10 protein-coding genes are annotated in these 11,193 nt (G+C 71.1%); 1 reads left to right on the forward strand and 9 read right to left on the reverse strand.

The window, feature by feature from the left end; all coding sequences use genetic code 11:
* Positions 1-154: 154 nt before the first annotated feature.
* Positions 155-2,173: a plasmid transfer protein TraB gene (traB, locus tag ACIRU3_RS46450; protein ID WP_404070326.1), complete on the reverse strand. Its 2,019-nt coding sequence runs from the start codon at positions 2,171-2,173 to the stop codon at positions 155-157.
* Positions 2,174-2,184: 11 nt separating this feature from the next.
* Entirely contained in the window at positions 2,185-2,694 is a 510-nt protein-coding gene (gene traA / locus ACIRU3_RS46455) for a plasmid transfer protein TraA (RefSeq protein WP_404070328.1), read from the reverse strand.
* 177 nt (positions 2,695-2,871) lie between these two features.
* On the opposite strand from traA, the gene ACIRU3_RS46460 reads away from it, so the two are divergent.
* Positions 2,872-3,612, forward strand: a complete 741-nt coding sequence (locus ACIRU3_RS46460) for a GntR family transcriptional regulator (protein WP_404070330.1) — start codon at positions 2,872-2,874, stop codon at positions 3,610-3,612.
* A gap of 2,435 nt (positions 3,613-6,047) precedes the next feature.
* Here the strand turns inward: ACIRU3_RS46460 and ACIRU3_RS46465 are convergent.
* The 7 genes from ACIRU3_RS46465 to ACIRU3_RS46495 all read right to left on the reverse strand — a co-directional run.
* The gene (locus tag ACIRU3_RS46465) at positions 6,048-7,433 is read right to left on the reverse strand and encodes a hypothetical protein (RefSeq protein WP_404070332.1); all 1,386 of its coding nucleotides are present in this window, start codon (positions 7,431-7,433) and stop codon (positions 6,048-6,050) included.
* 619 nt (positions 7,434-8,052) lie between these two features.
* On the reverse strand, positions 8,053-8,400 hold the full coding sequence (locus ACIRU3_RS46470) for a ParB N-terminal domain-containing protein (RefSeq protein WP_404070334.1): 348 nt from the start codon (positions 8,398-8,400) through the stop codon (positions 8,053-8,055).
* Complete coding sequence (locus tag ACIRU3_RS46475) at positions 8,397-8,756, reverse strand: hypothetical protein (protein ID WP_404070336.1); 360 nt, start codon at positions 8,754-8,756, stop codon at positions 8,397-8,399. Before ACIRU3_RS46475 ends, ACIRU3_RS46470 begins: the two co-directional genes overlap by 4 nt.
* Positions 8,753-9,199, reverse strand: a complete 447-nt coding sequence (locus ACIRU3_RS46480; protein ID WP_404070338.1) for a Pycsar system effector family protein — start codon at positions 9,197-9,199, stop codon at positions 8,753-8,755. The genes ACIRU3_RS46475 and ACIRU3_RS46480 overlap by 4 nt, the downstream gene beginning before the upstream one ends.
* Positions 9,196-9,486, reverse strand: a complete 291-nt coding sequence (locus ACIRU3_RS46485) for a hypothetical protein (RefSeq protein WP_404070339.1) — start codon at positions 9,484-9,486, stop codon at positions 9,196-9,198. The genes ACIRU3_RS46480 and ACIRU3_RS46485 overlap by 4 nt, the downstream gene beginning before the upstream one ends.
* Positions 9,483-10,568: a DUF2637 domain-containing protein gene (locus tag ACIRU3_RS46490; protein ID WP_404070341.1), complete on the reverse strand. Its 1,086-nt coding sequence runs from the start codon at positions 10,566-10,568 to the stop codon at positions 9,483-9,485. Before ACIRU3_RS46490 ends, ACIRU3_RS46485 begins: the two co-directional genes overlap by 4 nt.
* Positions 10,569-10,573: 5 nt before the next feature.
* Positions 10,574-11,193: hypothetical protein (locus tag ACIRU3_RS46495; RefSeq protein WP_404070343.1), on the reverse strand; the 620-nt coding region annotated here is incomplete at its 5' end.

Raw genomic sequence — 11,193 nt, forward strand, 5'->3', positions numbered from 1 at the left:
GTCTGCGGGGCGGTCCGTCGTCGTCTGTGCGGCGGGGTGTGCGGTCGTGCTGTGCGGCGGTGTGCGGGGCGGTGTGCAGCCCTCTTCACACGCCGCGTGACGTGGGGAATCGCGTTGTGCGGCTGTGCGGGGGTGTGCGGCTGTGCGGCGGCCGTCAGGCGGCGGCAAGCGAGGGAATGAGGCGGTACACGCCCGCCTCGCCGGTCGCGGCCAGGTGGCCCTCCTCGGCGAGCCGCTTCATCTCCTTGGAGACCCAGCTCCGGTCACGGCCGATCTGCTCCAGGTACGGGCCCAGGTCGCGGACGGCGACCGTGCCGGGACCGACCGCGGCGAGCATGCGCACCATCTCGTCCAGGAGTTCGCGGGCCTCCTCGGTCGACGGCTTCGACTGCGGCAGCTCGGCGTTGGTGGCGACGCCGGGCAGTTCGGCCGACGCGTCCAGATCGGCGTCCTCGGCATCGACGAGCGCGGCGATCTCCTGGGCCGACTCCTGCTCCTCCGTCAGCTCCGCGGCGGGAGAGGCGGCCGGGATCGGGGCGCCGGCCGCACGCTCACGGCGACCGGTGAACAGCGTGCCTGCGACCCGCTCGGCGGCGGCGGCCGTCACCGCGTCCAGCTCGGGGCGCACGGCCGCAAACTGCTCCACGATCCAGCGGGCCGCCCGCTCGTACTCGCCCGACGGGCCGGTCCAGAACGTCCGGGCCGGATTGGCGTACAGGTCCTCGTCCACTCCGGCGCTGACCATGTAGCAGTAGCCCTTGCGCTTGTTGCCCCAGGCTGCCGGGTTCGCCCCGGCGTCCAGCACTTCCTCCGGCAGCGCGAATCCGGCGTCGTCGCCGCGGACGCCGAAGCAGATCGCGGCCGGGAGGGAGGCGCGGGTGTCGGTGGAGAGCTGGTAGCCGGATGCGCGCTGCATCGACACGACCAGCGTGACGCCCGCCGAACGGGCCTCCTGGGCAATGCCGGTGAAAACGTCGTCCCCGAGGTCGCGCAGCAGCTTGGCGGCCTCCTCCATCCACGCGACCAGATACGGCATGCCGGGGCAGCCGCAGGCGCCGGACTTGGCGCAGGAGTGGGCGGGGTTGGTCTGCAGCTCCGCGGCCGCGGGTTCCCAGGCGCGGTAGCCGTGGTCGCGCAGCCAGGAGGTGCGGGCGGGGATGACGGCCTGGACGGCCGCGACCATAGCCCCGGCGGACGGGGTGTCCAGCGCTGCCCAGTCCATCGCCGGGAGCAGCGGCTGGAAATCCTGGCCCGCCTTCGCCGCGTCGGCCAGCCAGACCGCGACGTCCTTGCGGGTCAGCAGTTCGAAGAGCACGTCCAGCGCGCCCTCGGTCTTGCCGGAGCCGGTCATCCCCATGACGAGGATGTGGATCGCGTCCAGGAGCGGCAGCACCAGGTCGCTGCCGTCGTCGTACACGCCGATCCGCAGTGGGACGGCGATGGACTTGCCGGGCGCGTACGGGCCGGGCCACACGGTCGGGGTCTTGAGCATGTCCTCGGGCACGATCACGAACTGGCCCTTCCTGGCGGAGTCGGGGTCGTGCTGGACACGGATCGCGGTGGTCGGGACATCGAGGGCGGAGGCGATGCGGGGGATGGCCTTGGCCACGTCGTCGTTGGTCAGCTCACCGGCGGGCAGCTCGTACGGCACGGTGACGCGGTTCGGCTCCACCTGCACGTTCTTGAGCTTGGTGCGGGCGAGCCCGACCTTCTCCAGGAGGCCCTTGTCCGAGTCGGACCCGGTGGTCTCGGCACCCGAGGAGCGCATGACCTGCCGGATGTTCCAGGTCAGAGCGATGGTCGCCCCGCCCATCAGGAACAGGTCCGGCAGCGGGCCGGTGAGCGGTCCGGACAGCGCGGCCGACGTGAACCAGGCCGACCCGGCCGCCACGGTGATGGCGGAGTGGAGGCGGCGCTGCTGCCCGGTCGACTTGCCCGCCCACCAGGTCGCGGCCGTCAGCCCGACCGAGGCGAGGGTGAGGCCGACGCCCGCCCACGGCGACTGGCCCCAGAGCGTGTTGGCGCCGGCACCTGTGAGGCCGACCGCTCCCGTGACGATCCACGGCGGCGTGAAGGGCTTGGCCCGGTGCCACAGCCAGGCACCCATCCCGGAAGCGGACGAACCGGAGTTGAGGCGGTCTTCCTGCTGCTGCGCAGCGTTCTTGCTGGTCACGGCTCCGCCTCTCAGAACTTGAAGGGGTTGGTGGACGCGGGGCGCTGCGGGCGCGGACGCATCAGGTCGGCGTACTCGCGGGTGAAAGCGCCGTACGCGCCGACCGCCGACTTCGCGGCGGCGGTGGCCCCGTCGCCCGCCTTCTTGAGCTTCCGGCCGACCTTCAGCGCCCGCATGCGGGCCTGGATCGGGTTGTCGCCGGGGTGCTTCTGCGCCTGCGCCAGACGCGCCTCCAAGATCTTCGAGGCCATGGCCAGCTCGATCGCCGCCTGGATCATCAGCGCACGGACGTGGTTGCAGTAGTTCCGCACGTCCTCAGCCGAGTTGAACTCGGGGTCGCCGAGGATGAAGTGCGAGCCGCCTCCGCCCTGGCCACCAGCGGCGATCATCTGGCCCCGGCCGCCCCCGCCCCCGCCACCACTGACGTTGATGTTCAGCCCGAACTTCGGAGCAAATCCGGTGAAGTTGGTGTTTTTCGCCTGAGAGCCGTTCGCTCCGGCCTGCGGCTTCGTGTTGGCCACGACAGCACCTCTCTGTGAGTGCTCGAAGGTACGAATCTATCGACCAGGAGGTACTTAACGTACCTTGCCGACGCCATGAAGGTACATGAAGCACCGATTGGAGGCAAGGATGTACCTTGAGGGGGTCATTGATGTACCTTCGGAGGTGTACCGCGCTCCGACAAACAGGGAGAAGCCATGGCATACAAGGCACCGGAGGGAAAGGGGTATGCCGACGTGGCCACCCACTTCCGCACGCTGATCAAGAGCGGAGAACTCGCTCCGGGCGACTCGCTCCCGTCAGTCGCTGAGATCCGCGACCAGTTCGGCGTGGCGGCCAAGACCGTGAGCAGGGCCTTGGCCGTGCTCAAGAGCGAGGGCCTGGTCACATCTCGCGGCGCGCTGGGCACCGTCGTGGAGAAGTCGCCGATCGTCATCACCGGTGCCGACCGGCTGAACCGCATGGAGAAGAACGGGCTCCGCTACGCACCCGGCGAGACCTCATCAGGCCACCGCGTGATGCGTCGGTCGATCTACGACCCCGAGGTATGCACCGCCCTCGCCCTGGAGCCAGGCGACGAGGCTGTGATCCGCATCCGCGTCTTCCGGCAGGACGACAAGCCGACGTCCGTCGGCGTCTCCGTCTACCCGCCCCACACCGTCTCGGCCGTCCCCGAGCTGGCTGACGACGTGCGCATGGTGAAGCAGTTCGACAAGCTCTACACCGAGCGGACCGGCCGTGAGGTGGTGAAGGGGCAGCGCACCGCCCACGCACGGCAGGCATCCCAGGATGAGCTGAGCGCTCTGGAGATCGACGCCCCCTCGCACTCCGCCGTGGCTGTCCTCGTCACCACCGTGACCTTCCACGACGACGAACAGGCACTCGGGTACTGGGAAGACGTCTACGCCCCCGGTTCACGGGTCCCCATCAGCGAGTGACCCCCGCAAGAGCCAAAAGCCAAGGCCCGCACCATCTCGGTGCGGGCCTTCGTCATGCCCGGCGTACAGGCTCCGTGGGCGGGCGGCAACGCTGGGCGGTTTACGTGGCACCTCCATTGCCGACTGCAGCGGCTCGGTTGTGCTGTCGAGGGAGCAGCGGCGAGGGGTGGGGAGGCCGTCTGAGGCCCGGTCGCCGGGTGCGCCGGCCGGACCGGGCTGGCCGCCGTACCGACGCCGTCACGGATACGGGCGCGTGAGCGGACCGGTACCCATGCCCGCGGCTGAGGGGGAGCAGCTGCTGCCGCGCAGTGGTGGCGGCCGCCGTGGTCGCTCCGCGTCGGCGCGGGCATCACCGTGGCGCGTGAGCGTGTCGAAGACGGGGCCTCGCGCCCGCGTTTGGCGTGCACGCGTGCACGTGCACCCGCGTGCACACGAGGAGACCCCTGGAGCGGGTCCAACGCGTGCCGCGCGTGCCGCGTGCCGCGCGTATCGCGCGCGAGGGGGCGGTCAGCCGTCGAGCGGGGGCTGCTCGGCCCGAACGACGCCGGGCGGAGGCCCCGGCAACGGCGGACGCTTCCGCGATCCCGGCGGCAGCACGGGCATCGAGGGCCGCCGCGGCACGACCGCTGGTTTCGGTGACGGAGCCGCCGGTTTCGCGGGCACCGGATCCGCGGGCGCCGGCACCGGCCGGACCACGGACCGAGTTTCGTCAACTGACGAAACTGAACCCCTCCGCGTTTCGTCAACTGACGAAACGGAGGCTCTCCGCGTTACGTCAGTTGACGAAAATTCGCGCTGGTCAGCCCGCCCTTTCGAGTAAGCCCGCAGGAGCTGCTCCTTCTCCCGCCGGTCCCGGTAGGCGTACTCGCGGTGCGTCCGCGAGCAGTAATCCCGGCGTCGGCCGACGCCACTCTGCTGGATCGGTCCGCCGCACCAGGCGCACAGCGGTTCGCCAGATCCGTCACGGGGTGTCTCGGTGCTCATGGGAGACGACCGTACCCGTGGGCCGCGTTACAACTTTCTCTACTGGTTCAAGAGCCGCTCACGCGGCCTGGCGGACCGGCCCGGCGGCCGGGCCGCTCATGCCTCCGTCCCGCTGCCCGCCCGCCGGGCCGGTCCGCCGGCGCCCAGTTGCTCCCACCGTTGCCTGGACCGTTGGCCCCACCGTTGCCTCCACCGTTGCACCGAGGGTTGGACCGAGGGTTGGAGGGCACCGGGCAAGCCCCGGTCGTTGCCGCCGGTCACAAGCCGTGGGCAAGCCGGGCAAGCCTCCGACACCTCCTCCTGGCGGTCCAGGAGGAGGCCATGGTCGGTCTCGTGGTCGGGGTGCGACATCTGTTGCGAGATCTCTTGCGACTGCTGTTGCGACATCTCTTGCGCGAGTGCCGTTCCGCGGCTGCCAGTTCCCACAGGTCGGCGTCTGTGGTCGGCGGGTTCCACTTGGGCCGACATCCCCTCTACGCCACCCACGCCCGCCACGAGCACCAGGAGGAGAGGGAGGTGGGGCGGGAGCTCGGGCGGCGGCCGCGGGGATCGGGCGGCCGGGTCGCCAATTCCGCCCGGCTCGCGCCGTGCGGGTCGCGGCGACGACCAGGAGCACGACGAGCCCGGCCGCCGTCGCAAGTACGTCACCGACGCCCGCCGTACGTCACCGAGATGACGTACACCTCTGGCACTTTCGACCACCACCGACCGAACAGCCGCTTCGAACGGATCCCCCACACCTATGCATCACGACTCGATGGCCACCAGCCACAGCACAAAGCCCGCTACAGAACACACCTAGGCATTCCTGATTCGACGGCATCTGTAGCGACGCGAGCGACCGAGAACAGCACACCTCTTGCTACCCGGCGATCTTGAGCGGCTGAGCGGTTCTCCACCCTCGTTCCTCGATCGCCGACGAGCGGAGCAAGCGGAGCAAGTTATACGCAACTGGAACAGTTGCGCGTGCCGCGCGGCTGGGGCCGCCGTTATTGGGTGGTCGGTGACGGACGCGAGCACCCGCGCGCGAGGCGCCGGCGGACCGGTCCCCCGACCGCCTTTCATCCGCTCGCACGCTTGTGGTCCAGGAGCGTGTCGTACGGAAGTAGTCGGCACCGCGCGACCCCTTGACCACGCAGGTGGAGAGCTGTCGCCGGGCGCCCTGGGAGCAAGTTGTACGGCAAGCCGTAGGGCAAGCCGTAGGGCAACTTGTAAGGCAGCTTGTACGGCAAGTTGTAGGGCAAGCCGTACACCGGCCGACAACACTCCCCCGATAGCCCGGGATGGACGGGTGGGGGCGAGCGGCGTGCACCGCCATGAGCACCGCCACGGCACCGCCATGAACCCCGGTTTGACCGCCATCTGCACCGCCATGGACGGCGGCCCGTGGCGGTCGCATGGCGGTGCCCATGGCGGTGCAGATGAAGACAGCAAGTTATTGCGAACTGGGGTCAGTCCGGCGTCCCGCTGAGTCGGGCAAGGTGGCGGGCCGCACGTTTTTGGCGGGTGTCGGCGTCGTCCTCCTGGTCGTCGTGCTCGACCTCGCGACGGCGACGGGCAGCTGCCTCTTCACGGCGGAGCGCGAGGGCTTCGAGCATCGCGCTGTACGCCTCGGCTACCTCGGCGGAGGTGAGCACAACGACGGTGTCCGCGACGTCGGCCAGGGCGAGGACCTTGCGGACCCTGTCGCCCACGGCGGCCGGGTTGATGTTGCCGTCTGTTCCCTCGGCAGCCTCCGTGGCGGCAAGGTCAAGCGCACGGCGGGTGACAGCAGTCCAGCCCTCCTCGGTGACCGCGGCTCCCGCCCGGAGTTCGCCGCCTTCGGCGTCGGCCGCCAGGAGCAGGTCGAGGTCGTCGGCCTCGGTGTCGCCGCCGTCGATGCCTAGCAGGGCGCGCAGGTAGCGGGTCCACTCGATGGCTCGGCGGCCCTTGGTGGCCCGCTCGTACTCGTGCCAGCGGGCGAGGTTCCACTCCAGCGAGCCCTGCCCGGCCGCGTCGTCTTCGGGAACGCCTCCTGTGAGGTCGCCGATCCTGCCGAGCAGCTCGAACGGCGCCACGTTGCCGTGCCCGGCCGTCTTGAGGTCGGCACGGGCGAGTTCGAGTGCCGGCGCCTTGCCGTCCTGGGTTTTGGCGATGTACTCGGCTAGGTCGTTCGCGTCGCGCTCGGTCTCCAGGCGCTTGAAGTCGACGCCGTGGCCGAGGCCTCCGCACGGGCAGTCCGCGCGGTGGCAGTCGTCGGTGGGGCGGAATTTCGGGTTGATCTGCTGAAGCGTGCGGGTCCAGGTGGCCCGCCAGTTGTCCTGCCACATCGCGAGCTGTCCCTCAGTCGGCTCGAACGTCTTGGCCACCCGCTTCTCCGCCTTGTCGCCGACCGTCCGGCCGCCGACAAGCACTATCGCGTGAATGTGCGGGTGCCAACCGTGGGCCTGCCCGACCGTCACCTCGGTCGCACGGATCATGCCGACGTAGCCGATGTGGTCACGAATGCCGTCCTGGCCCCGGTCGGGCCGTCCGGCCCACGTGCCGCCGGTGATGAGCCGCTGGTAGGCGCCCGGTCGCCGGGGGGAGTCGGCGGTCTTGCGGGTGCCCTGCAGGGCATCCATGAGGTCGGCCAGGCGATCCTTGCTGGCGTGACGGGCGGTGAAGGTGACCAGGTAGGCGGTCCCGCCCTGCTTGATCCACTCCACGACGGCCGTGGTGATCTCCTCAGCCCGCTTGTGCCGGATGGTGGCGGCGCAGACGGGACAGAGCCAGATTCGCCCGCATCGCATGAGGCCGAGGACGACGGAGGTTCCGGCGGCGGTCTGGGCGACGATCACGCCGGAGGCGGGATCCATCAGGGCACGGCCGCAGCCTTTGCACGCGGCGTCGCCAGTGATCCGCCACAGCGTCCGGCGCCGCGAGTAACGGGCCGCCTTCCGCAGTCGGGCCGCGTCGCTCCGGGCGGCCTCCCGGTCCGCGACCGGATTTGCCCCCGTCGACGTTTCCGCAGGTCGGAGGGGGGTGGGAAACTCTGTTGTTTCTTTCCCAAGGTGTCCACGCCCGGAGGCGTGTTCCCGCAGGTCAGAGCCGGTTTTCGGGGGGGTAGAAGCGTCCGCCGCGCGCTTGCGGCAGTTCGGGGAGCAGAAGAGCTGGGCAGCGCGCTTACGGGTGAACCGATTCCCGCAGTGGCGGCAGCGCAGCCGCGAGCCTGCGGGCGCCTGTGGCGAAGCGGGGGCCTCGCCTCGTACTCTGGGCACGAGCAACGTCACCTGTCTCGTCCGGGTAAAGGACGCGAGATGGGGGCGGACGGGTCGGGAGGTCAGAGCCCCGGCCCGTTGCCGTTTCTGGGGAGTGATCCTGCCACTTCGTGGGCTGGACGTTCCCTGCGCCGCGCCTGACGGCCCTTGCGGCTGATGGGGTTTGACGGGCCGAAGGAAGCCCCGCCAGCCGAAAAGGCCGACGGGGCTCTGTCGTTCAGCGGTCAAGCAGGTGGAACGGGAACGGCGCGGCTTCCATTCGGACCCCGAAGCTTCTGATCCAGTACCAGTGGAACGGGAAGCTAGGGACGCCCAACCCCATGAGGGCTACGGCCCGGTGGTGGCCGTCAGCCACGTACACGTCGGGGTAGCGGTCGCTGACCCCGAGGATGATCGGCTCGCGCAGGCCCTCGCAGGGGATGGACCGCCGGAGTTCGGCGACCAGGTCGCGGTCCTTCTTCCGGTTCTCGAAGCGCCGGCGGGCGTCGGCCCACCGCACGTACTCCGTCGGCTTGATGAGCCGGTCGGTGAGCATGGCGGTCCGCATCTGGCCTCGGTAGGTCATCGGCCCGCCTCCGCAGTCCACACCCACGGTTCGCCGTCCTCGGCGGCCCGTGCGGCGGCGTCGCCCAGGGCGCGGGCGTGAGCGGCGGCGCTCGCCTTGACGAACCGGTGGCGGGCGAGCCGCAGCAGGAGCTGGGCGACCTCGGCGGCCCTGGCGGGCGGGATGCTCCCGCCCTCGCCGGGGTTCTGCAGCAGCTGCACGAGGGGGCCGCGTTCGGCGTACGGCAGGCAGCCCTCGGCATACCCGGCAAGGGAGGCCAGGGCCTTGAGCGGGTGGCGGTCCTCGCCGAAGAAGTCTGCGCCGTGGCTGGTCACGACGTGGGCCTCGGGGTCGTTGATCTGCGGCCTGCGGGTCATACCGTGCCTCCCACGGCGATCACGACGGACAGGATGAGCAGGGCGCCACCCGCACACGTCAGGTCGACGGCTCGGCGCAGGCAGGTGAACTTCGCGACGGCGAGGCGAGAGAGGCCGACGACGTCCTCGGCGAGGTCCCGCGAGAGAACAGCGCCGATCTCCTCGGGGTGGACGGTGGCCCACAGCGGGAAGCCGTGGTTGCCCCTGATGTTGGGGCGGACGGACCGGAGCAGCAGTCCGGCGGCGGCGACCAGGAGCACGAGGCCGGACCCGCCCGTGACGTACGCGGGCGTGGTCAGGGGCAGGTCGCGGGCCACCGTCCAGGCGCCGGCCAGGACCGCTCCGACGAAGGCAAGCAGGAGCGCGGTCTTGTTGTCGGTGCGGGCGATCTCCGCCTTCACCTCGGCGTGAGCGGCGTTCATGTTCGGGTCGGTGGTGCTCACGATCGGTCCTCCTCAAGCTCGAACTCGCACCAACGGCAGGGGACTCCGGGGGCGTCCATCTCGTGATGGAGGCGGAACCCGGCGAGGGTGGCCACGACAAGCGCGGCGGTGGCCCACCCGGCGGCGGGCGGTGCCCAGGCCGGGTTGCCCCAGCCGAGCACCACCCGCAGCCCGATCCCGGCGAGCGGGGTGACGGCGGCGACCGGCGTGTGTGCCAGCCATAACAGGGCGGCGCGCACCCGCCATGACCTGATGAGCAGGAAGAGCCTCATGCCGTTGCCGCTCACGCCGCGTCCTCCTCAAGCTCCTTGAAGCGGGCGGCGACCCAGCCGACCGACCAGCCGGTGAGCGCGGCGACCTGCCGCTGTGAGCGGCCCTCGCGTACGGCGTCAGCGACGGCCTTGCGAGCGTCGGCCTCGGTCATCTTGGCGGGCTTGTCGGCGTCGTGAGCGGTCTCGTGAGCGGGGGTGCTCACGGTGGCGCTCACGGCCGGGCGCGGGGTGCTCACGGCGGCGCTCACGGACGTCAGGGCGGGCTTACGGCCCTCGGCTGCCTTCCGGTCCCGTTCGGCCTGCTGTGCCCGCTCCTTGGCCTGCCGGGCGGCCTCCTGCTGCTGCCGCTCGCGCTCCTGGCGCTCCCGCTCCTCGCGGCGCTCGCGGTCGATGCGCTCCTGCTCCTCGCTACGGAGGGCGGCGGCCCGCTCCTCGCGCTCCCGCTCCAACCGGGCCTCGTGCTCACGCTCCTCGCGGGCGACCCGGGCGGCGTGCTCACGCTCGCGCTCACGTTCGGCGGCCTCCTGCTCACGGCGCTCACGGGCGGCGGCCTCCTGGCGCTCACGCTCCTGCCGGGCGGCCTCCTGCTCGCGCTCACGCTCGGCCCGCCGCTCCTCCCGGAGCTGGCGCTCACGCTCGCGCTCACGGTCGGCCTCGGCCTGGTGCTGACGCTCGATCCGCTCGATCGCCGTGGTGATCGCGCGCCGCCACTTCAGCCCGGCCTCGGCCGTGACAATGAGCAGGATCGGCGCGACCGCGTGGACGCCGACGCCCACCAGGTCGCCCTTGAGCGCGGAGTCACCGACGTTGAGCGCCAGCGTCATCAGGCCGGTGAGCCACCGCAGAAGCGCCGGCCAGAACCCGGCGTCGCCGTCGAGGCGGGCGACGATCGCGTCGACCCGCACGACGATGACCACGGCCGCGTCCACGACGATCGGCAGGATCGGCGCCGTGAGCCCCCAGCCGTCCGGCGTCACCCGTTGCACGAGCGGGGTGACGGTGAGGACCGAGAACAGGACCGCTCCGGCGACGATGACCCACGACAGGCGCAGGACCCGCTCGGCAGCGTCAACTTGGGCTTGGGTGTCGAGCTTCACGCCGATCACTCCCCGACCCGGGAGCGGGCGCCGATGCCGCGCGCGGTCGACGTGATCTCGGTCCGCTTGATCACGGTGCCCTGGTAGACGTTCGTGGTCGACGCCCGGCGGGTCTTGGAGATGGCCCCGCCGATGGCCATGGCCAGCGCGGCGGCCCCGGCGAACGGGGCGGTGACGGCGAGAACCCCAGTCAGGGTCACGGAGGACAGGGCCTGAAGGAAAAGCCAGGCCGCGCAGCCGAGTCCCACGGCGCCGGCGCCGACGCCGATCGAGGCCACGGCGACTCCGGCGGCCCACTGGGGGACGATCCGGGAGTCGGGCTGAGGGACCGGGGGCGTGCTGCCGACGGTGGGGGCGGTGGGGGCCGGGATCGGGTCGCGGTAGCTGGTCACGATCGGCGCGGGCTCGGGCTTGTACGCCTCACGGATCAGGCGGGCGGCCTCGGCGGATGCCTCGGTCTCGGTGAGGGGATACTTCGGATCGGTGGTCACGGGCTCTACCTCCGTGGTCATCGGGCGGGCCGCCCCGGTGTCTGCGGGGCGGTCCGTCGTCGTCTGTGCGGCGGGGTGTGCGGTCGTGCTGTGCGGCGGTGTGCGGGGCGGTGTGCAGCCCTCTTCACACGCCG

This window comes from Streptomyces sp. NPDC101151 (genome assembly GCF_044768335.1).
GTDB lineage: Bacteria > Actinomycetota > Actinomycetes > Streptomycetales > Streptomycetaceae > Streptomyces.